This window comes from Flavobacterium hibernum, assembly GCF_000832125.1.
Classification (GTDB): Bacteria; Bacteroidota; Bacteroidia; order Flavobacteriales; family Flavobacteriaceae; genus Flavobacterium; species Flavobacterium hibernum.
In genome coordinates, this window is sequence record NZ_JPRK01000008.1 from 172,724 (window position 1) to 193,089 (window position 20,366).

Sequence of the window (20,366 nt, forward strand, 5' to 3'; positions counted from 1 at the left end):
TTCTGAGGACTTTTACTTTTATTTTTCTCTGATATAAATATCAATTGGCACTCCTGCAAAGTCCCAATTTTCTCTAATTTTATTTTCAAGATATCTTTTATATGGTTCTTTAACATATTGTGGCATGTTAGCAAAAAACACAAACTGAGGCGTTAATGTTGGTAACTGCATACAATATTTAATTTTTACATATTTACCTTTTGTTGCTGGCGGTGGATAAGCTTCGATTACCTTCAACATATATTCGTTGAATTTTGAAGTTGCAATTCTTTGTTTTCTGTTTTCGAAAACCTGAACTGTAGCTTCTAATGCTTTCAATAAACGTTGTTTCGTTAAAGCCGAAACGAACAAAATTGGCACATCTGTAAAAGGCATTAATTCTTTTTTGATTTTCTCTTCGTAATCACGAGTCGACATGGTATCTTTTTCAACCAAATCCCATTTGTTTACTAAGATTACAACACCTTTACGGTTTTTCTCGGCCAACCAAAAAATACTTTGATCCTGACCTTCAAATCCACGAGTTGCGTCGATAACCAAGATACAAATATCTGCGTGCTCAATTGCACGTACAGAACGCATTACAGAGTAAAACTCTAAATCTTCTTTAACTTTTGCTTTACGACGGATTCCCGCTGTATCAACCAAGTTAAATTCGAAACCAAAACGGTCAAATTTTGTATCAATTGCATCACGAGTTGTTCCTGCAATATCAGTTACCATGAAACGTTCTTTACCAATTAATGCATTGATAAAACTTGATTTTCCTGCATTTGGACGACCTACAACAGCAAAACGAGGCAAAACCACTTCTTCCTGTACTGGCTCTGGTTTCTCTGGAAAAGATTCAATTAAAGCATCTAACAAATCTCCTGTTCCACTTCCTGAGATACTTGCAAACGTAAAATAATCTCCTAAACCAAGATTATAAAACTCAAGCGCATCTTTTTCACGCATTGCGTTATCTACTTTATTTACAGCCAATAAAACTGGTTTTGTTACTTTACGCAATAAACGTGCAACAACATCATCCATCGGTGTAATACCTTCTTCTACATCAACAACAAAAATAATAACATCTGCTTCGTCGATAGCAAGCTCCACTTGTTTACGGATTTCACCTTCAAATACGTCATCAGATCCGCGAACGTATCCGCCGGTATCAATTACAGAAAACTCTTTTCCGTTCCACTCGCTTTTACCATAGTTTCTATCACGGGTAACCCCAGATACTGAATCTACAATAGCTTCTCTTCTTTGTATCAGCCTATTAAAAAGGGTTGATTTCCCTACATTAGGTCTTCCTACTATCGCAACAATGTTATTCATTTTTTTGAATTTTTGATTTCAGATTATAGTTTTTAGTTTTTTAGTTTCCTAAAAAGCTAATCTCTTGTAATCCAAAATGCTTTATTTTAATTTTTTGCAAAGGTAGTCTTTTTTAGTTTGCAGTCACAGTTTTAAGTATTCAGTAAAAAAACTGATAAAAATGTAACTCTAAACTCAAAATTGACTCCTTTTTTCTAAGAACTATTTCCCGTTTTATTTTAGTTTTCAGACAGAGACTGTTTACTGAGACTGAAAACTTTTTATTGGTTATATCCAAATCGTTTCAACATATTAGCGTTGCTTCTCCAGTTTTTATTCACCTTAACAACAAGTTCAATATGAATTTGTTTTCCGAAGAATTTCTCTAGATCGGCGCGAGCTTCTGTACCCACTTTTTTCAAAGCAGCACCTTTATGTCCAATAATGATTCCTTTTTGAGTTTCGCGTTCTACCATAATAATCGAACGGATTCTGATAATATTCTCGTCTTCAAAAAATTCTTCTGTTACGATTTCAACCGCATATGGAATCTCTTTGCTGTAATTCAACAAGATTTTCTCACGAATAGTTTCGTTTACAAAAAAACGTTCTGGTTTGTCTGTTAATTGATCTTTTGGATAATATGCAGGAGATTCTGGCAGCAATTCGATGATTCTTCCAAAAACTTCCGGTACATTAAAGTTTTGCAAAGCCGAAATTGGGAAAATTTCAGCATTTGGTACTTTAGCAGTCCAAAATGCTACTTGCTCTTCTAATTGTTCTTGGTTTGAATTGTCAATTTTATTCAACAATAACAAAACCGGAATTTTAGCGTGAATGATTTTATTAAAGAAAGCTTCGTCTTTTAAGTCCTGCTCTCCTATCTCGACCATGTAAACTAGTATATCAGCATCTTCAAAAGCCGATTTTACAAAGTTCATCATCGATTCCTGCATTTCATAAGCGGGTTTGATGATTCCTGGAGTATCCGATAATATAAGTTGAAAATCTTCGCCATTCACGATTCCAAGAATACGGTGACGCGTTGTTTGTGCTTTTGATGTAATAATCGATAACCTTTCTCCAACAAAGGCGTTCATCAATGTTGATTTTCCAACGTTTGGATTCCCGATGATGTTTACAAAACCTGCTTTATGTGACATTTGCATATTATTTATTTTGCAAAGGTAGTCATATCAACTCAATACAGAAAATAAAACATTTTTTTAAGTTTTCGTTGGATTTCTAGAAAATCGGCGTATCTTTGCACCCGAAACATCGCGGGATAGAGCAGTAGGCAGCTCGTCGGGCTCATAACCCGAAGGTCACAGGTTCGAGTCCTGTTCCCGCTACTAAGAGAAAAAGCTTCAGAGAAATCTGAGGCTTTTTTTTTACTGGATTGCTTACTCTAGCTTTATTAAATTATCTTTTACTTTAGCATAAATGTCAAGACTTATAAACTTGCCATTTTTAATTTCACAGTCTTTCATAGTTCCTTCGTATTGAAAGTCAAGTTTAGCCATTACGCTTTTACAATTTTTATTTTCAGACTCAACAAATCCTTCAATTCTGTGAAGTCCTAAATTGTAAAACCCATAATTACAAATTAAAGGTATTGCTTCTTTAATAATTCCATGTCCCCAAAAATTTGGTATTAACCAAAAACCGATTTCTGCTTTTTTATGTTCTTTACTTAAATTACTTAATCCGCCCGCTCCGTAAAATGTTTTGTTATCGGCCGAGCAAATAGCAAACCAAATTCCAGTATCGTTTTTTTCAAGATCAGCAAAAAAAAGCATTTGTTCTTTAGTTGCTTCTAATGTTTGAAAACTCACTCCATAATATTTGATAACTTCTGGATGCGAAAGTCCTTCGAAAACATTTTCAAGATCATTATCTGCAAATTGTCGCAGTAAAAGTCTTTCGGTTTTTATAGTTGGAAATTCTTTCTTCATGATTTTTTTTTCGTGTCAGATTATCCGTTTTCGTCATCACACTTCACAAAGGGAAATTACCAAATCGTTATTCTGTCTTTCTCTGGCAAAAACATTTTATCTCCAGGTTTTAGATTAAATGCTTCATAAAAAGGTGTTGTATTCATTAAAGGACCATTAACACGCCAGTTTGGTGGAGAATGCGGATTGTTGTTAATCCACAAACGCAGAAATTCGTCTTTCATTTTTACTCTCCATATTTTGGCCAAAGAAATAAAGAAGCGTTGATCTGGGGTATAACCGTCAATTTTGGTATTCCCTTTTCCTTGTTCGGTCATTTTAAAAGCATCGTAGGCAACTGCTAATCCAGCAATGTCTGCCGTATTTTCGCCAACTGTCATTGCGCCATTAATGTGTAAATCGCCTAAAACGGTATATGTATTGTACAAATTGATAACTTGTTGTATTCTTGACTTAAACTGTGCATAATCCTCTTTTGTCCACCAGTTTTTTAAGTTGCCATTCTTGTCGTATTGAGCACCTTGATCATCAAAAGTATGGGTTATTTCATGTCCTATAACCATTCCGATACCTCCATAATTAAGGGCATCATCGGCATTATTATCAAAATATGGAGGTTGCAAAATACCTGCTGGAAAAACAATTTCATTTGCAGTAGGATTATTATATGCCGTAACTGTTGGAGGTGTCGTAAACCATTCTGATTTATCGACCGGTTTGCCCACTTTTGCCAATTGAAATTGATATGCCGCTGTAGCAGCCGAAACCATATTTTCAAAATAGGTGTTTCTAGCTACGTGTACATTGCTATAATCTCTCCATTTATCGGGATATCCAATTTTCTTAGTAATGGCTGCCAATTTTTCTTTAGCTTTTTGTTTTGTAACCGGACTCATCCATTCTAATTTGTCAATTCTTTTAGCATAGGCTTTTTGCAGATTATTCACAAGTATTAACATGCGTTTTTTAGCATCTTCCGAAAAATATTTCTTTACATACAATTCGCCCAACGCTTCGCCTAAATAAGTATCAACGGTATTTGCCATTTTTTCGCCACGTGATTTTTGAACAGCCTGACCAGAAAGCACTTTGGTATACTCAAATGAAGCATCGACAAAAGGTTTACTTAAATCATCGGCATATCTTTCCAGAGAATTTGCTTTCAAATAAATTTTCCAATTATTAATAGGAATGGTTTTTAAAAGTTTATTAAGAGCATCATAATAAGCTGGTTGACCTACATTAATCGAATCGGTTTTAGCACCTAAATTATTCAAAAAAGTAGCCCAGTCTATATTGGGATTTCGTTTTGCAAGAGCCGCCAGAGCCATTTTATTGTAATTTGCCTGCACATCTCGAAGTTCAACTTTTGTTTTATGCGAAACAGCAAGTTGTTTATCAATATCGTAAACCAAATTGGCATTCTTTTCAGCCTCTTTGGCGTTGCTGCCTATTTGCTGAAATAATGTAGCAAGGTATTTTTTGTACGATTTCTGTATGGCAACAGTTGATGAATCTGATTTAAAATAATAATCTCTATCTGGCAAACCAATACCCGTTTGATAAATTTGGGCAATGTTCATACTACTGTTTTTTTCATCGGGCGAGACTCCAAAACCTATAATCGAAGAATTATTTACTTTTACCTCATTTGCCACAAAGTTCATTAAGGATGGCAAATCGTTAATTGCTTCAATTTTGGCAAGTAATGGTTTGATAGGTGTATAACCGCGTTTGTCAATCGTTACAGTATCCATACCTGATGCATAAAAGTCTCCTACCTTTTGCGCTATTGTTCCTGCCTGATTCTTGCTTTGCGAAATGCTATCTAATATTCCTTGTAGGCGCATTCGTTGTGGGTAATTCATAAACATATAAACACCTACTCCCGCTTGAGATGCCGGTATTTGTACAGAATCGTACCATTTGCCATTTACATATCTAAAAAAATCATCACCAGGTCGCAATGTGGAATCTATGCCTGTGATTGTGATATTTTTCTTTTCTTGATGTTTTGAGCACGATGTAAGAGATAAGAATGCAATGAAGAGTATTAATGAATTTTTCATAATCTAGATTATTTCTATTAAAATGAACCAAAAAATATTTTAAGGCAAACATTTTAAATTGTATATACTTGGTATAGTTAGTTTTACCAGAACAATATACGAATTCAGTTTTTAATACTAAAGTTTTTGTTAGAATGCTTCCCTTTTACGAAGTAAAAAACTTCAGAGAAATCCGGAACTCTTTTCTTTGTTAGCATCCCGTTGTGTTCACCAGTGAGGTGCTCGCTCCAGCTACTAAGAAGAGCATTGAAATAAATAAGCTATAAAAGCGATTTTCATCGAAATCTCTTCTACTTTTGCCAAATGTTAGAAATTCTTTATCAAGACGAATATATTATAGCCATTAATAAACCAAGCGGATTATTGGTTCATAAATCCTTTTATGCACGCGATGCAAAAGTTTATGCCATTCAGGAATTGAGAAATCAAATAGGACAGCATGTTTATCCTATTCATCGGTTAGACCGTAAAACATCTGGCGTTTTGTTATTTGCATTGGATAAAGATGTCTTGAAAATTATGAATGATCGCTTTGCCACACGCGAAGTCGAAAAAAAATATTTAGCAATTTTACGTGGTTGGTCTCCCGAAGAACTTACAATTGATTATGATTTAATCAATGATGACGACATTAAACAAAATGCAATAACATACTTTCATCGTTTGCAAAACACCGAAATTGAGTTAGAATTTAACAATAAACCAACGTCACGATATTGTTTGGTCGAAGCGATTCCCGAAACTGGCCGTATGCATCAATTAAGAAAACATTTCAAACATATTTTTCATCCCATTTTAGGAAGCCGTCCTCATGGTTGCAACAAACAAAATAAATTATGGTTGGAGAATTATGACTTAAAAGGAATGATGCTTCATGCACATCAATTAATTTTTAATCATCCAATAAGCAATAAACAACTTATCCTGAATGCAAAGATTAATGAAGAATTTAGCCGAGTAGGAAATATTCTTAACCTAGATTTGAGTAAATATAATTAGAATAATAATCCTCAAAAACGGACTGGATATTTCGGCACTTCCTGCTACTAAAACAAAAAACACCACTTAAAAAAGATGGTGTTTTATTATTTCGACTTGCCTATTTTAGTTTCCTAATTTAAATTCTAGCTATTGGTGGCAGTTTATTTAAGTACGGTATTTAATTCAACAACTTCAAAGTCGTCATTATTTTGTAATAGGTGTTTTAATATAGGAATATGTCCTTGTCCAAATATTAATATAACGTATTTGTCATTTGCATTTACTTGTGTCGTGATATTAGCATAAATAGCAAGATTTCTTAAATACCAATCTGATACAGATTCTGCTCCGGCATAATTTTTACCTGCTCCAATCTTTGCCATAAATTTTAAATAAATCGATAAATTTCTTTTTAGTTGGTCAGGTTTATTTATGTACTTTAAAACTTCGGTTATTGTACCTTTCTTCAATTGATTATCAAAATCACTTATCATTGCTTTTGCATGAGTCCCTAAATCTTTTAGTAAATAAAGTTGATTGTTTTCTTTTGCGGTTGCTCCCACTAAACTATCGCTCATTCCATAGAATTTGTCTACACAGTTTATTTGATTTAGTTTTAATTTTTTACCTAACCTAAAGCCAATTTGTTCTCTCTCTGAAACTGTAAGTTTATAATGACCTGTTAAATATAAATTATACAAACTATCGGTAGAACGTTGATTTTCGAATGGCTTTTCAATCATCACTTTAGTCGCTTTTGTTTGAGATAAAACATTCGTTAAATCTTCTAATTCATTTTGTCGTTTAGCACTTAAAAAATCGTCTACTTTTAGTTCAAAACTATCTGTATGAGGCGTTTCGAAGTGAATTGTCCCAATTAATAAGATTTTAGTTTTTTGTTTAGATTCTTGTCCAAAAGTTGTTGTTACAATTAAAAGCGCAATTAAAAATGTAGAAATTGTTTTAATGAAATTCATTTTTTTTAGTTTATTTTTTATTATTGTCGTTCCTCAAAATTGCCAGCAACTTATTTGTATGTGTGATAAGTATTACACTTATTTGTTTTCAAATATATAATTTTTCTATTGTAAATCATCGTAAGGACTTTTTATTTACTAAATGTTTTTGACACATAAAATGAAGGTGGATTTGTAAATAAAAAGAAGAGAAAAAATTAAGCTGCCATTTTATAATTCTTCATTCTTTTAGTTAATCATTTCTTAATCCCGTAAGAAAGTCATTTGTATTAATATAAATTCGTTCTGTCAATTCGTATGAAAAAGCTATGTTTTAAAACTACTAATTAGCATAATATCACAAAGCAAATCTTAAAAACAACTTTTAAATTTAAAAATTGATTTATACCACACTTTTAAATATTGCTGTATTTCAGGGAATAGTCTTAGGCTTAATTATTTTAAAGTCTTCTGTATTCAATAGTAATTCAAATAAATATCTGGCGTACTTACTATTTACGCTTTCAATTATTTTACTAAATCATGTTTTTGAGATTGAAGATGTGTTTACCGCCCATCCTTTTCTACGCTTTATTGATAACATCGAGTGGATATTTCTATTACCTCCATTTCTATTCCTATTTATTGTAAACCGGATTGATAAAATTGCAAAAAGCAAGCAAAAATTCTATTTGTATTTCACTCCATTTGCTTTTTCTGCCATCCTTAATATTGCCCGTGATCTTGATCTTGTTGCAGGAATATATACTATTCCTGAGTCAAGCATATATATATTCAAAATACTTGGTGTAATTCATCTTATCCTAGCAGTTACATTTATTCCATTTCTTCTTTGTTATTCTTATTTTATGATAAGACATTTAAAAGATCCACAGGAAAAAAAATGGATCATTACCTTACTAACAATCATTTCTTCATCGATATTTGCTTTTCTTATTATCTACCTAACCAGCTTATTTATTCAATTTGACCTTTCTGCCACTATGAGCATTTTGGCTTTAGCTGCAACATTCATAATTCACTGGACGTCTTATATGGGTATCTACAAATACAAACTTGCCAAAAACAAAGAGGCTGTCTATAATTTTCTAAACCAGGAGTTAACTATTTCATATAGTAATACTCAAATGTTAAAAGATGTAAGAGTCGAAGAATATAGAGAATCTATCACAGCAGATAATCCTTATTTTCAAAAACTGGAACTTCTTTTTAAAGAACAGCACATTTATACTGACAGTACATTAAACCGAGAAAAAGTCGCTGAAAAATTAGACATAAGCGCGGGATATGTTTCGCTAATTGTAAACACGATAACGGGAGACAACTTTGCCAATTACATAAATCAATATCGGGTTGAAGCTGTAAAGGAAATGATTTCAAATTCTGAATACGAAAACTATAATTTGCTGGCAATGGGATTGGAATCTGGGTTTACTTCAAAAACAACTTTTTATAAAGCTTTTAAAAAAATTACCGGTCAAACACCAAATGAATATAAAAATACCAGTAAATAGGTACCATTTTATACATTTTTGAGCTTTTGAAACCTTTTCTATTTTTTCTTAAGTGAATTTTGGAGCAAAATAATTCAAATCACTTTTTATGAAAAAAATTTTATTCCTTATCATTTTGTCTACTTTTTATTCTGTCAATGCTCAAAATGAAACTGATCCTTATCAGAAAAACAATGAAATTAAATTAAATGCACTTGCACCTTTATGGCAATCTTTTCAGCTTAGTTACGAAAGACATTTAAATCATAATTCCTCATTAGGGCTTTCTTTTTATTATGTATTTGATAATACAAAAAATGAAAAAGATTTAAATTATTCAATATCTCCGTATTACAGAAGATATTTTGGTAAAAAATATGCATCAGGATGGTTTGTTGAAGGATTTGGAATGCTAGCTTCAACAGATGGCAAAAAAATATACACATCAGAAGATCATTCAATATATACCGAGAATCCCGACGTTATTAATTTTGCTCTCGGTGCCGGCGGAGGCTGGAAATGGGTCAGTAAAAGCGGATTTCTTTTTGAAGCAAATGTTGGTTATGGCGGTATATTAATCAATGCAAAAAAAACAGACCATACTATTGTTGCAAAATTTGGACTGAGTGCTGGATATAGATTTTAATAAATAGATATTACCGATTCAATCAAAAAAATGAAGTCAAGTTCTTGTTGGAGCTTTATAAAAATCTATGATAAACTGGTTAGATATTTAATTGTTTCCTGCCACTACAACAAAGCTCCAGTAAAATCTGGAGCTTTGTTTATTATTCAATTGCATACATTGACGCTACCTCTATGTATTTCTTTTTTCCAAAAGCTTCTTCAACCAGAACTACAACATAGTTATTAAAATGTTCCCAAAGCTTGTAATCATTTAATTTTTCTTTTCTATTATCATCATATGACTTCGAAGATCTTACATATTTCTCGAGACTTAAAATTTCTTTAGGACTAAAATTATTGAGCGCTTGAACTGTTTCGAAATAAAAACCACCGAAAGTAACATCATGACTATCTTTAAGCAAAAAAGATGTTGATTTAGATGAAGGTTTAAAAATATAATTATTATCCAATTTAAAAAAAAGCGTGTCTTTTATTTTATTGGTAATGATATTCTCGCCATCGCGTATAGGATAATATGATGAATATTCTAAAAATCTAGGCTGTATAAATTCATCACCATTCACAAAAAAAATAGTATACTTGTTGGTCAACGAGTCTTTTAGTTTTTCTTTATCTATGATTTTATTGTATTTACCATCAAAATAGAATTTCCTGTTTTCTATGTAATCTTTGATCGACAAGATTTTTTTTGGCTTCAAGCCTTTTACCAAATAACCATCACCAACAAAAAAAATATAACCATTTGTTTTAGTTTGCTTCATTTGCTCTTTTTCAAACTCTAGCCTTTCTGGATAAGTTTGTTTTGAGAGATTTGCAGTTATTGTTGGAGATAAAGTATAATATTTATCAATACTAAAAAACAAAGTATCTTTTGATCTCTCTTGTGCTTTTAGTTCCCCAATAGAAAATAATATTAGTAAAAAAAGTGAGATGTTCTTCTTATTTAACATTCTTATTCGATTTCAAAACTTGATTTTACTTGAATATATTCCACTTTTTTATCGATAGTTTTAACGAAAAACACAAAATAATTACTAAAAAAATCGGCAATTTTTTCATCGTTCAATTTTTTCGTTTTATCATAAAAAACCGAAGAGCGCACATACTTTTTGAGTGACAAAATACTTTTAGGGTTTAGATTGCTTTTAACATCTCCTTTTCCGAAGAAAAATGTTCCATGACTGCCACCACTACTATCCTCTAAGTAAAAATGGTTTGGCATTTCTGCAAACGTCTTTATATACTTATTGTCATATTTAAAAAATAAAGTATCTTTTTTTTCTTGAGCTTTTAAAGTCGTATTGAACAAAAAGATAAAATAAAACAAAATAAAAAAACAAACCTTTTCATAATCAAAGTTATATAATAATATTATTAATTAGAACAAGAACTGCATTACTCAAGTATTTCGATTTACTTGCATGAGCTATAATTTTCTTATTTCTGACAGATTTGACAATCCTAGCAAGTAGTTGTAAAAATTCGTAAAACTTGTATTTTTTAACAACACAAAAAATTGTGTAAAAGCGGAGACATCAGTTTAGCTTTTTACAAGGAAATCCTAACAAAGCAAAAAGGTAATTTATTTTCAATAATAATTTCCGTCATTTATTTCTTTTAAGAATTTCCATTTCCCGTTTTTCATTTTCATTATAATTATTGAATTTGGTATAATAAATTGTTTTTTAGTTGTAGTTTCAGATTTTGCAAATATTGCATATTTGTTGTTTTTATAAAAAATTGGATCAGAAAATGCAAAGACAGTAACTTCAGCTTTTTTTTCGGTCATGTATTCATTATATGTTGAAGGTTTAGGAAAAGCATCTTCTTCTATGAATTTTATTTTGATGTTTTTGAAATTATTTTGGTCCCAAAAAACGCTTTGTAACCAAATTTCGTTTGTTTTATCATTGCGATATTTTTTATTCATGATGTCCCAATACTTTTCATGAAATGTTGGATCTTTTAATATGACGCTATTTTCGAGAGTGTTGATGTTTGCGGGAGTAATAGATCTTGTTTTAAAAAGATCTATCGCATAATTATTGTTTATCTTATTTGTAATAATAATGATAGTGTCATTATTGCTAAGTTTAGAACTAAGGTATGTGCTTACAGGAGATTGTAAGTTTTCTTTAATAGAAGAACAACTACAAATTGACAAAATTAAAATTAATACGAGAATGATGCGTTTGTTCATAGTGTCAAGATTAGTTAATGATGCATGGTTTTCCTATAGCAGTTTAATTATTAATTAATGGTTGAGTTTCTACTTTCATCATTATATTTAGTTTAAAAAAATTGCGCAAAAGCGGAGACATTTACGCAGTTTTTCATAAGAAACTATTGCGAGAGAGAAACATCTTAATTTTAATTTTACTACTCCTTTATTGGTTGAATTACTTTAATTCGGATTACGGTAAGATTACCATATTTTTGAATATCTTCTTTTGTCAATAATAATTCTTTCCCTTTCGGTCTTTTTTCAAAATTCCAGTCAATAGGAGCTTCTTTTACATACACATATAATGACACGCGATCATCTTCATCTCCTTCATTTCTTTTTACTTGCTCTGGCGTTATAAATTTAAAAGTAAAATAGGAATGACCTTCATCATTATTTCCATAACCCATTTTTATCTCAGGCTTTATTTCTTTTAAAACATTTTCTAACGGCTTATTAAAAAACTGTTTTTGTAGTTCTTTTAGCTTATAAACATCTTTTGTTGTTTGAACCATTTGTTGTGCTTTGCAACTAGTGTTTACTAGTAAAAATAGAATTGCGAATGTTTTTAATATATTTTTCATTTTTCCCAGTTGTCTTATGAGTTTCAAAAATGTAGCAGGTTTAATTATATACACCATTTACAGCCCCTTGTACAACCACCCATTTACCATCTTTTTTCTCTAAAACTAATATCGAAGTATTTCCAAGAATCATATTAGTTGTATTTGTTTTTTGCACGGTAAAAACGGCATATTTTTTAGCATAATATATTGGCTCAGAAAAAGAAAAAACAATATAATAATCGTCAAAATTAAATTTTTCATATTCCCCTGGATTTGGAAACTTAGCACGTTCAAAAAAGAGGATATTCTGAATTTTAAAATCTTTAGAGGTCCAATTATTATTCCGAATCCAAAAATCTGTAATATATTTACTCTCGTATTTTGATTTCATTTTTTCCCATTTTGTTTTAACAAATAATGGTTCTTTTATTCCTTCATTACGTTCGTATTTATTTGATAATGGCTCAAAATAAAATTTACCTTTAAAAATATCAATAGTAGTATTGTTATTTATTTTTTCTTGAATAATCATTATTTTTTGATCTCCTACCTTTTGAGATTCCAAATAATCATTTATTGGAGCATTATTATTTTTTGTAACTGAGCAGCTACAATATAAAACAATCAAAAACAAATATTTAATTTTTTTCATAGTAAAAATCAATTACAAGGTTTACCAACTACGTTTTGAAGCTGTCCATTATTATATTCAATAGAATTTCCTGTTTGTTCTGCCGCATATCGATTCTCAACTCTTAATCTTTCTGGAGTACCAACTTTAAATTTCTCATCAAATACGGGAGTTCCTATTGATCCTCCCCAAGCTAAGTCTGTATAAACTTCATATGGTATACTACCACTTGGGTCTGCAGATTTATTGTACTCTTGTAAAGTTTGTGCAATTACATCAATTAATGTTTTATTCCTGATTCTCATCATTTTAATAATTGATTAATACCATTACTAAAGCAAAAATAGATACTCTTTATATAAGTTTTAACTTCTCTAGTTTTTTATTCTCATAATATATTTTAAGATTTTTCTTTCCAAATCAAATTTATACATTTTGTGTACTTAAAAAAATCATTCACTGTTTTTTTACTATTTTATTTACAAAAACAAATTCAATTACTTAAAAACTAAAACATCTATCAATATACCTCGATCGAAAAAAGGAGATTTTGAAGGTTAACTTTCGACATCACTAGAAGCAAGAACCTGATTGATTTCGCTCAGTAAATCAAACTCGTCGTTAGGAAAAAGCTGAAGCGCAACTTCCAACACAAGACCTACATCGATAGCGGGTTGTTTAACAGTTTCCGAAATTTCATACTCATCTTGATTTAGTGCCAAAATGCATAATTTGAGCATGTTTGTAATAATACAACCAAGTTCAGAATAGTTCATTACTTTGATTTCGGCAGTATAAAATTCTCTTTTATCATTAGTTGGTTTTAGTGTATTTAAATATCCATCGGCTAATCTTTTAAGATTATCTAGATTTTTGGTTTCATTTATTTTCATCGATATATTTTGAATTAATTTTACTTTTTTTGATAATTCAAATTTTATGATATAATTTCAAAAAGTGGTTATCTTATATGATAAGTTCGAAAATAAAATCTATTTTTCCACTAGAAAACAGATTTTGATTGAGAAATCGGTTAGCATCCAAAGAAAGAGAGCAACAACATTAGAAATGAAAATTTACAAAATATACTTATTACTTCTTATTTTAAACATTTTGGTTCAGCCCATAATCTTACTGTTTACCGCATACAAACAGTATTATTATTTTACGAATGGATACAAAACTGAAATTATGAGTGTCGAAAAATCTACAAGTGGTTCTAGCTCAAAAAGAAAATCTGTTAGTGTAGAAGGCACGATAAATAAGAAACCTGCCTTTTTTGGATTATTTGATGATGATGCTTATAATTTTCTTTCTTACCTAAATGATTCTCAGCTCGAAAATCTACAAAACATTGATTACGGAAATTTAAAACCGCTCAACTTACATGTAAGAGTTGTTCAATTTGGCGATTCAAAAAACGTAATGTACATCAAGAAATACCAAACGGCAGAAGAAGCTTTAGAAAAAAATTTACTTCCCTGGATTATAATCGAATTTGTTTTTGCAGGTTTATTATTAATCTTTTATTTTTTAAAACCGAAACAAACTAAAAAGTAATTACTTCTTTTTATCCAACGGATTTCCAACTATTATTTAATTACTTTTTGGGCTTTCGATTTGGTTGAATGGCTTTCCTGCAAGGATTAATTGTATTGAATTACTAATTTCATCCAAATTATTTTGCTTGTTATTTGTCATTAAAATAATTGTGAAATTTGGATTACTGACTAGTAAGGCTTGATAATTGAACACGGCACCATCGTGTATATGGTTTTTTACCTGACGATCTTGAATTTCTCCTTCTCCAAGACCGGTTTGATTTCCTATTGAAAAAGGAACAAAAAGTTCATGTGTCGATTGGGGCGTAATAAGTTTAAAAGAATTAATTGCTTCAGACCATTTATAAAAATCTTCCAAATTTAATGCGGTCCAACCAGAAATATTATACTTAAGAATGTCTTGTTTTCCTTTATTATTAAAGGATTTTGCAAAGAGTTTCTCATTTTCAGTAGGATCGACAACTCCGTTTTTTATCCCTGCTGGACGAAGTATTTCTTTTACAACAAAAGAATTGAAAGGCACATTGGTAATTTTTTCTATAATTCTCCTTTGCAAAAACACATTGTTATTGTTATAATCATACTTTGTCCCTGGTTCGAAATCGAGAGCTACCGTTTTTTTTAACGCCATCATATTATCAGAATCCTGATTCACTTCATTCCATTTTATTTGCGGAAGACCACTTGTATATTGAAGCAAATGGATGATTTTAATTTTGTTTGCCCAAGAAGGCAACTCAGGCAAAAACTTCGAAATTGAATCTTCTAGTTTTAACTTTCCTTGCTCTTTAAGCATCAAGATACTAACGGCATTAAATTCTTTGGCGATTGAACCTATATGAAAACGGTATTTTTTATTTAGCTCAGTTATGCCACTTGCATCAGCGCGTCCAAAGGCTTTCTCGTAGATAATTTTTCCGTTTTGAGAAACTAAAACATTTCCGTTAAATGCTTTTGAGTTATATGCTTTTAAGAATAAACTATCAAGATTTGCTGATTTTTGAGAGGATTGACTGAAACCACTATTACAAACGATTAGCAAAAAAGTAAAAAGTAAAATTCTGTTTGTTTTAATTATATCCATTGTATGAAGTTTCAATAAATATAACAAAATTGTACAAAGAGAAAGATAGTTGTAAAACTTTTTTCTTAGGAATATTAGAGAATACAATTGTCACAAGTCTGGTTTTTATTTACGCCAATCTAGAATTATTTTGTAGTAAAATTAATTCTATATTAGCTATCGAAATGAGCTTACTGATCGTTGCTAAATTAACAATCCTGTTATTCTTGATTCTAAAAATAACCACAAACTATTTATCCTAAAACTAAAAAATGAAATCAAAACTTTTTTTTATTAACCGCTTACTACTAATTACATTTTGTTTAACTGCATTATTTTGCAATGCTCAAACAGAGAATAAAAAGAAAAAACCAGAATTAATTGTTATTGGAACTGTACATTTTCCAACAAAAAATATAAATGCAGATACAATCTACAAGGTTCTAGAGAACTTAAAACCCGATATCGTTTTGATGGAATCTGATATGACAAATTTCAATTCAGATTTTACGTTTAAAAAAACTTACGACGAAAATGAATGGAATGCGGTTTTGAAATATAAAGCCAATTTCAAGAACACCTTATTTAGACCAATAGAATTTGAAGGGAGAAATGATTACAGAAAACAAAACGGAATACAGAATTCTGATGCAGTTGTAAATGAAATAAATACGCTTGATTCATTAAATACCCTTTCGATAAAACATAAAAAAATATGGAATAGATTTGTTGATTTATCCAATTCGTTAAACGAATTAGACAATAGTTCATTAATAGAAATAAATTCTATTGCCACATCAAATTTGGTAAATGAAAGACAATTTTATCAATATCAAAAAATAAATGAGATCGTTGACGAAAATAGCGAATTTGCCAAATTAAAAATAAAAACCGCTACTAAAGACGCCATTTCGTTTAGAGAATTATATAAAAGATACTGCTATTTTGAAACGCTAAGAAACAGAACAATCATTGACAATATTTTAAAATGGAAAACTCAATATCCTGATAAAAAGATAGTTGTTTTGATTGGTTTCTATCATAAATACTTTCTCGTAAATGAATTAAAATGGAAGCAAAAAGAATATAATTTTGAGTTAAAAGAATTTTAAATAATAGTCTTGTTCTCCGAACATTTTTTTTGAAGCTGCACAAATATCTCTGACTTTGCGCTGTTTTAAATTTTCATTTCATTTAAAATCACCCTATTTTCCATGATAAATTTTTAATATCTTACAATCACTTTTTTGTATTTCTATATAAGCAACGCCTCCTTTAGCTCCAAGATCAAGATCTTTTAAAGTTCCTTTTACAATCCATACTCCAGAAGCACTAAGTTCAGCTACAAATGGCTTTTCATTATATATTTTGTTTCCGTAAAGTGGCAACCAAATCGCTTCAGCAATTTTAATGGCTGTTTGTTTGTTAGGGACTAAATTATTCGGAAGAGGATCATCAGGATGTGTATCAACTCTTTCATAAACGATTTTTTTTTCATCTTTTTCTTGTGCGCTTAATTGATAATTAATAAGTAAAAGAATAAAAGCCAATAAAATTTTCTTGTTCATATCTCTTAAAATTAAATAATTTATATTCCACAATTCACTCCCAAATCATCATTGTGCTAAAGGCAAAGTAAACTTAAAAGTACTTCCTTTTCCGGGTTCTCCATTTGCCCAAATTTCGCCTTTGTGTTTTTTTATAAATTCATGGCAAAGTAATAAACCCAAACCACTTCCTGTTTCATTTTCTGTTCCTTTTTGAGTCGCTTTTCTGTTTATTTTAAACAACTTTTCTTTTACTGTATCTGTAATTCCAATACCGTTGTCTATAATTGATATTTCGGCCTTTTGATCTTTCTGATTTAATGTTACAGTAATCTCACCATTTTTTTCGGTAAATTTAATGGCATTGGTTAGTAAATTACGCACCACGGTTTCAATCATATTTTTGTCAGCTTCGACTTCAACAATTTCGGCCGATTCAAAACGAAGATTGATGTTTTTATGTAATGCTGCATTTTTATTGAGTTCTATATTTTCATTAATCAACGTATTCAATGTTATTTTTTGAGGACTAAATTCGATCATTCCGGTTTGCACTCGCGACCAATCTAAGAGATTTTCGAGCAATTTATAACTGTTTTTGTTCGATTGATGAAGCATCTCTGTAATTTCCTTAATTTCTTCAAGACTATAACCGTCGATCTCTTCAACTAATATTTCCGAAAGTCCTACTGATGATCCTAGCGGTCCTCGCAAATCATGTGCTATGATGGAAAAAAACTGATTTTTGTCGTTTAAAAGTTTCCTGATTTTAAGATCTTGTTTTTCTTTTACCAACAATAAAAATCCAACTGTACCAATAAGCGTTAACAAAAAGAGACTAACACTGTACAAGCTGTCAAAAACAGTATGATTAAAAAACTGTTCCTGCGGATTGAAATAATTATAAACTGCTCTTATAGTAATTAGAATTTCGAACGCAGCATAACAAAACACATAGAAGCTTCTGAAAAAGTTATTTTTCTTTTCAAAAATATATCCAATGGTTGGCGGTAAATAGATTGCAAATATTCCGGCAGAAACTACTAAAATTCGTGTGTTAATTGTACCGTTTAGTAATACTACTATATTAAAAATTATTGCTGCAAGAATTGTTATTGCAATTTGCAATTTGTAACATTTTTTTGATTTGTTTTTAAGCAATGACAGCATTGCTATAGTCTCATAACAGCAGGCCGAAAAAAGTATTGTATTGGCTATATTGATGGAGACAAAATCTGGAATTAAATTTCGCAAAGCAATTAATATCCAACCCATCGTTAATAACAATTTTCCTAAGCCGAAAATTTTTAAGATTTTCCTATTATCACTGGTCGCATAAGAAAACGAATAACTAAAAATAAGAATGCAGATAAAAAAGTTTGCCCAAAAATAAAGGAGAAAAAGTGTTTTTGGATCTAGCGGTAATAATTCGAACATTATAGACTTTAGTTTATTTAAAAAACTGATGCCCAAATATACGAATAAAGCCAATAGCCAAATGTCGTAAGTTTTGTTTTACGGAAAGGTTTTCATTCGATACAAAATAAGAATCTATTTTCCTGTATTCTCTAATTTTTCAAATGCATTTGCACTTAACTCTTTTGCTTGTTTAAAAAATGCAATACACTTATTTTCAAGGAATTTATTGTCCAAAATATTACCATTGACTTTCTTTTTTTTAATTGAAACTTCGGTAGTTTCAATTAAATATTGATAAAGCGTACTTTCTTTTCCATTATCACAATCAAAGGGAAAATCTACTTCATCAATATATTTTAAAAGCGAAAACAAATAGTTTATCGAAAACTTCCCTGCATGATAACTCAAAAACAAATAAATAAGTCCAATTGCAATTTGCTCTATAACTTTTCTAAAAAGTACTTTTTTTATAATAATCGAGTCATCGCTAAAACAATTTTGCGCAAGGCTAAACAATTGTTGAGCTATCAAGATTCTATGTTCTACATATTTTTTACAAAAATTAAGGTCTCGTTCTCCTATATTCGTTTCGGGATAAGCCAAATACAGCGGATTATTATAGACCAAAAGTCCGTTTGTTATAATAGCATCAAAAAAGTATTTCTGATTTTGATTTTTCTTACGCACAAAATTGGAGTTATGATACAAAATTGTGACTTTGTACTTTTTACCAAATTTAGCCTGAATCAAATTCTGCATTAACAGTATCGCTTTTTCCGTATGCTCCAGATAAACTACTAATAAATAAAAGTGATAATTGGGTACTTTTTTAGAATAGCTTTCTTTTTTCGTTTTCTTATTTTCATTGTGAAAAGTATTATAACCAAAACAATAAACAGATCGTATTTTAAAACACTCTGCCAGTACTGTACTTACCTCATCCAAGGCATTATCTATAATATAATTGGGTGAAATTTTATGGTTAAAAATGGCTCTTCCAAGGAATTTTTGACGATTTAGTTCTCTTACCTTTTCCTTACACAACTCAACATATTCTGCAAAAAGTCTTTTTAGTTCTCGTTGCATTAACTCAATTTTTGCTTTTGCTGTTGCAAGCATTGCATTATCGACATTACTAATTGATTTATTGTGCACTATACAGTTGTAAGCAGCATTTAGCATCATCAAAATTTCTTTATCCTCTTGAGATTCTTTATTAAGTATATTTTTAAATGTGGGTGCAAAATCATTTATATAATCGTAATGTATGAGTAAACAAGTCGAACTAATAAATTCAGGACTCATAAACTCTGAGGCGCAAATATAAATGTAACGCAAGGTTTGGTGTAATGCAAAAGCTGCTTCGACACTTTTTTGGTTTCTGGCAAAAATAGACACGTTTCGCAAAGAAACTGTAGCCGCTTCAAAATCTGTATTAAATCTCTTTTTTGCTTTTTGAACCAGAACCTTCGACGTATTTTTGTAAGGATAAAATACTTTTGCATTTGGCTCAAAATAAACCAATTCTTTTAGTGTACAATGCTGAATAAAATAGGGCTTTCCCTTTTTAAATCCGTACGAAGCCCAACTATAATTAATAAACTTAAAGATAAAGTCAGGATATAATTTTATTAGTTTATCTAAAGTATTTCCTAAAGTATCGCCATCCTGATCGCAGTTTTTTCTTAGCACAGAAGTAATCACTACAACATTGGTTATATTATTATACGAAACATAAATTGCTCCTGCATTTATAAAATGAAGTAAGTCTATAATTGCGGTCTCCAACCGTTCACGATCAGGAGCATTCTGAGCTATTTTAATTAGATCCTTCATATTTATCTTTACTTTTTAAATCTGACTTCTCTTTTTTTGATGCTTATTGTCTTTTCCAATTGCTCAAATCTGAAGTACATTAGAGCA

Annotated in this window: 21 protein-coding genes and 1 tRNA gene; 6 read left to right on the plus strand and 16 right to left on the minus strand. The window is 30.5% G+C overall.

Annotated elements, in window-relative coordinates:
* Positions 1 to 18: 18 nt before the first annotated feature.
* Entirely contained in the window at positions 19 to 1,329 is a 1,311-nt protein-coding gene (der, locus tag IW18_RS09875) for a ribosome biogenesis GTPase Der (protein WP_041517422.1), read from the minus strand.
* Positions 1,330 to 1,589: 260 nt separating this feature from the next.
* Positions 1,590 to 2,471 (minus strand): GTPase Era, encoded by an 882-nt coding sequence (gene era, locus IW18_RS09880; RefSeq protein ID WP_041517423.1) that lies wholly within the window; start codon positions 2,469 to 2,471, stop codon positions 1,590 to 1,592.
* A 116-nt stretch (positions 2,472 to 2,587) separates the two neighbouring features.
* On the opposite strand from era, the gene IW18_RS09885 reads away from it, so the two are divergent.
* Positions 2,588 to 2,660: transfer RNA gene (locus IW18_RS09885), tRNA-Met, on the plus strand.
* Positions 2,661 to 2,711: 51 nt separating this feature from the next.
* Here the strand turns inward: IW18_RS09885 and IW18_RS09890 are convergent.
* Positions 2,712 to 3,263, minus strand: coding sequence for a GNAT family N-acetyltransferase (locus IW18_RS09890; RefSeq protein WP_041517424.1), 552 nt, complete (start codon positions 3,261 to 3,263; stop codon positions 2,712 to 2,714).
* A 56-nt stretch (positions 3,264 to 3,319) separates the two neighbouring features.
* The gene (locus IW18_RS09895) at positions 3,320 to 5,332 is read right to left on the minus strand and encodes a M13 family metallopeptidase (protein ID WP_041517425.1); all 2,013 of its coding nucleotides are present in this window, start codon (positions 5,330 to 5,332) and stop codon (positions 3,320 to 3,322) included.
* A gap of 303 nt (positions 5,333 to 5,635) precedes the next feature.
* Here IW18_RS09895 and IW18_RS09900 point away from each other — a divergent pair, with 303 nt between their 5' ends.
* Positions 5,636 to 6,331: a pseudouridine synthase gene (locus IW18_RS09900; protein WP_041517426.1), complete on the plus strand. Its 696-nt coding sequence runs from the start codon at positions 5,636 to 5,638 to the stop codon at positions 6,329 to 6,331.
* Positions 6,332 to 6,474: 143 nt separating this feature from the next.
* Here the strand turns inward: IW18_RS09900 and IW18_RS09905 are convergent, their stop codons facing one another.
* A complete protein-coding gene (locus IW18_RS09905; protein ID WP_041517427.1) occupies positions 6,475 to 7,290 on the minus strand; it encodes a DUF5694 domain-containing protein in 816 nt (271 codons plus the stop codon).
* A gap of 377 nt (positions 7,291 to 7,667) precedes the next feature.
* Between IW18_RS09905 and IW18_RS09910 the strand changes: the two genes are divergently transcribed.
* On the plus strand, positions 7,668 to 8,804 hold the full coding sequence (locus tag IW18_RS09910; RefSeq protein ID WP_041517428.1) for a helix-turn-helix domain-containing protein: 1,137 nt from the start codon (positions 7,668 to 7,670) through the stop codon (positions 8,802 to 8,804).
* Between the two features lie 88 nt (positions 8,805 to 8,892).
* On the plus strand, positions 8,893 to 9,429 hold the full coding sequence (locus IW18_RS09915) for a DUF3575 domain-containing protein (RefSeq protein WP_041517429.1): 537 nt from the start codon (positions 8,893 to 8,895) through the stop codon (positions 9,427 to 9,429).
* Positions 9,430 to 9,571: 142 nt separating this feature from the next.
* On the opposite strand, the gene IW18_RS09920 is transcribed toward IW18_RS09915, so the two are convergent.
* The 7 genes from IW18_RS09920 to IW18_RS09950 all read right to left on the minus strand — a co-directional run bounded on the left by IW18_RS09920 (position 9,572) and on the right by IW18_RS09950 (position 13,745).
* Complete coding sequence (locus IW18_RS09920) at positions 9,572 to 10,381, minus strand: hypothetical protein (protein WP_041517430.1); 810 nt, start codon at positions 10,379 to 10,381, stop codon at positions 9,572 to 9,574.
* A 2-nt stretch (positions 10,382 to 10,383) separates the two neighbouring features.
* Positions 10,384 to 10,653, minus strand: coding sequence for a hypothetical protein (locus IW18_RS09925; protein WP_123902513.1), 270 nt, complete (start codon positions 10,651 to 10,653; stop codon positions 10,384 to 10,386).
* Between the two features lie 366 nt (positions 10,654 to 11,019).
* Positions 11,020 to 11,631, minus strand: a complete 612-nt coding sequence (locus tag IW18_RS23105; RefSeq protein WP_123902515.1) for a hypothetical protein — start codon at positions 11,629 to 11,631, stop codon at positions 11,020 to 11,022.
* Between the two features lie 179 nt (positions 11,632 to 11,810).
* The gene (locus IW18_RS09935; RefSeq protein ID WP_084607943.1) at positions 11,811 to 12,239 is read right to left on the minus strand and encodes a hypothetical protein; all 429 of its coding nucleotides are present in this window, start codon (positions 12,237 to 12,239) and stop codon (positions 11,811 to 11,813) included.
* A 40-nt stretch (positions 12,240 to 12,279) separates the two neighbouring features.
* Complete coding sequence (locus IW18_RS09940) at positions 12,280 to 12,873, minus strand: hypothetical protein (protein ID WP_041517434.1); 594 nt, start codon at positions 12,871 to 12,873, stop codon at positions 12,280 to 12,282.
* 8 nt (positions 12,874 to 12,881) lie between these two features.
* On the minus strand, positions 12,882 to 13,160 hold the full coding sequence (locus tag IW18_RS09945) for a hypothetical protein (protein WP_123902517.1): 279 nt from the start codon (positions 13,158 to 13,160) through the stop codon (positions 12,882 to 12,884).
* Between the two features lie 249 nt (positions 13,161 to 13,409).
* A complete protein-coding gene (locus IW18_RS09950) occupies positions 13,410 to 13,745 on the minus strand; it encodes a hypothetical protein (protein ID WP_041517436.1) in 336 nt (111 codons plus the stop codon).
* A gap of 175 nt (positions 13,746 to 13,920) precedes the next feature.
* Between IW18_RS09950 and IW18_RS09955 the strand changes: the two genes are divergently transcribed.
* Positions 13,921 to 14,412 (plus strand): hypothetical protein, encoded by a 492-nt coding sequence (locus tag IW18_RS09955; protein WP_123902519.1) that lies wholly within the window; start codon positions 13,921 to 13,923, stop codon positions 14,410 to 14,412.
* 36 nt (positions 14,413 to 14,448) lie between these two features.
* On the opposite strand, the gene IW18_RS09960 is transcribed toward IW18_RS09955, so the two are convergent.
* Positions 14,449 to 15,498, minus strand: coding sequence for a serine hydrolase domain-containing protein (locus IW18_RS09960; RefSeq protein WP_052480128.1), 1,050 nt, complete (start codon positions 15,496 to 15,498; stop codon positions 14,449 to 14,451).
* 251 nt (positions 15,499 to 15,749) lie between these two features.
* Here IW18_RS09960 and IW18_RS09965 point away from each other — a divergent pair, with 251 nt between their 5' ends.
* Positions 15,750 to 16,589: a hypothetical protein gene (locus tag IW18_RS09965; protein WP_041517438.1), complete on the plus strand. Its 840-nt coding sequence runs from the start codon at positions 15,750 to 15,752 to the stop codon at positions 16,587 to 16,589.
* Positions 16,590 to 16,682: 93 nt separating this feature from the next.
* Here the strand turns inward: IW18_RS09965 and IW18_RS22665 are convergent, their stop codons facing one another.
* From IW18_RS22665 to IW18_RS09980, 3 genes are all read right to left on the minus strand, one after another.
* On the minus strand, positions 16,683 to 17,045 hold the full coding sequence (locus IW18_RS22665) for a YbbC/YhhH family protein (protein ID WP_123902521.1): 363 nt from the start codon (positions 17,043 to 17,045) through the stop codon (positions 16,683 to 16,685).
* Positions 17,046 to 17,093: 48 nt separating this feature from the next.
* Positions 17,094 to 18,299: a sensor histidine kinase gene (locus tag IW18_RS22670; RefSeq protein WP_160113217.1), complete on the minus strand. Its 1,206-nt coding sequence runs from the start codon at positions 18,297 to 18,299 to the stop codon at positions 17,094 to 17,096.
* Between the two features lie 276 nt (positions 18,300 to 18,575).
* A complete protein-coding gene (locus IW18_RS09980; protein WP_041517439.1) occupies positions 18,576 to 20,279 on the minus strand; it encodes a hypothetical protein in 1,704 nt (567 codons plus the stop codon).
* Positions 20,280 to 20,366 lie beyond the last annotated feature (87 nt).

Bases quoted from the DNA above. Each gene is read 5' to 3' on its own strand.
- der (WP_041517422.1), bottom strand. From the start codon at position 1,329: ATGAATAACATTGTTGCGATAGTAGGAAGACCTAATGTAGGGAAATCA.
- era (WP_041517423.1), bottom strand. From the start codon at position 2,471: ATGTCACATAAAGCAGGTTTTGTAAACATCATCGGGAATCCAAACGTT.
- IW18_RS09890 (WP_041517424.1), bottom strand. From the start codon at position 3,263: ATGAAGAAAGAATTTCCAACTATAAAAACCGAAAGACTTTTACTGCGA.
- IW18_RS09895 (WP_041517425.1), bottom strand. From the start codon at position 5,332: ATGAAAAATTCATTAATACTCTTCATTGCATTCTTATCTCTTACATCG.
- IW18_RS09900 (WP_041517426.1), top strand. From the start codon at position 5,636: ATGTTAGAAATTCTTTATCAAGACGAATATATTATAGCCATTAATAAA.
- IW18_RS09905 (WP_041517427.1), bottom strand. From the start codon at position 7,290: ATGAATTTCATTAAAACAATTTCTACATTTTTAATTGCGCTTTTAATT.
- IW18_RS09915 (WP_041517429.1), top strand. From the start codon at position 8,893: ATGAAAAAAATTTTATTCCTTATCATTTTGTCTACTTTTTATTCTGTC.
- IW18_RS09920 (WP_041517430.1), bottom strand. From the start codon at position 10,381: ATGTTAAATAAGAAGAACATCTCACTTTTTTTACTAATATTATTTTCT.
- IW18_RS09925 (WP_123902513.1), bottom strand. From the start codon at position 10,653: ATGCCAAACCATTTTTACTTAGAGGATAGTAGTGGTGGCAGTCATGGA.
- IW18_RS23105 (WP_123902515.1), bottom strand. From the start codon at position 11,631: ATGAACAAACGCATCATTCTCGTATTAATTTTAATTTTGTCAATTTGT.
- IW18_RS09935 (WP_084607943.1), bottom strand. From the start codon at position 12,239: ATGAAAAATATATTAAAAACATTCGCAATTCTATTTTTACTAGTAAAC.
- IW18_RS09940 (WP_041517434.1), bottom strand. From the start codon at position 12,873: ATGAAAAAAATTAAATATTTGTTTTTGATTGTTTTATATTGTAGCTGC.
- IW18_RS09945 (WP_123902517.1), bottom strand. From the start codon at position 13,160: ATGATGAGAATCAGGAATAAAACATTAATTGATGTAATTGCACAAACT.
- IW18_RS09950 (WP_041517436.1), bottom strand. From the start codon at position 13,745: ATGAAAATAAATGAAACCAAAAATCTAGATAATCTTAAAAGATTAGCC.
- IW18_RS09955 (WP_123902519.1), top strand. From the start codon at position 13,921: ATGAAAATTTACAAAATATACTTATTACTTCTTATTTTAAACATTTTG.
- IW18_RS09960 (WP_052480128.1), bottom strand. From the start codon at position 15,498: ATGGATATAATTAAAACAAACAGAATTTTACTTTTTACTTTTTTGCTA.
- IW18_RS09965 (WP_041517438.1), top strand. From the start codon at position 15,750: ATGAAATCAAAACTTTTTTTTATTAACCGCTTACTACTAATTACATTT.
- IW18_RS22665 (WP_123902521.1), bottom strand. From the start codon at position 17,045: ATGAACAAGAAAATTTTATTGGCTTTTATTCTTTTACTTATTAATTAT.
- IW18_RS22670 (WP_160113217.1), bottom strand. From the start codon at position 18,299: ATGGGTTGGATATTAATTGCTTTGCGAAATTTAATTCCAGATTTTGTC.
- IW18_RS09980 (WP_041517439.1), bottom strand. From the start codon at position 20,279: ATGAAGGATCTAATTAAAATAGCTCAGAATGCTCCTGATCGTGAACGG.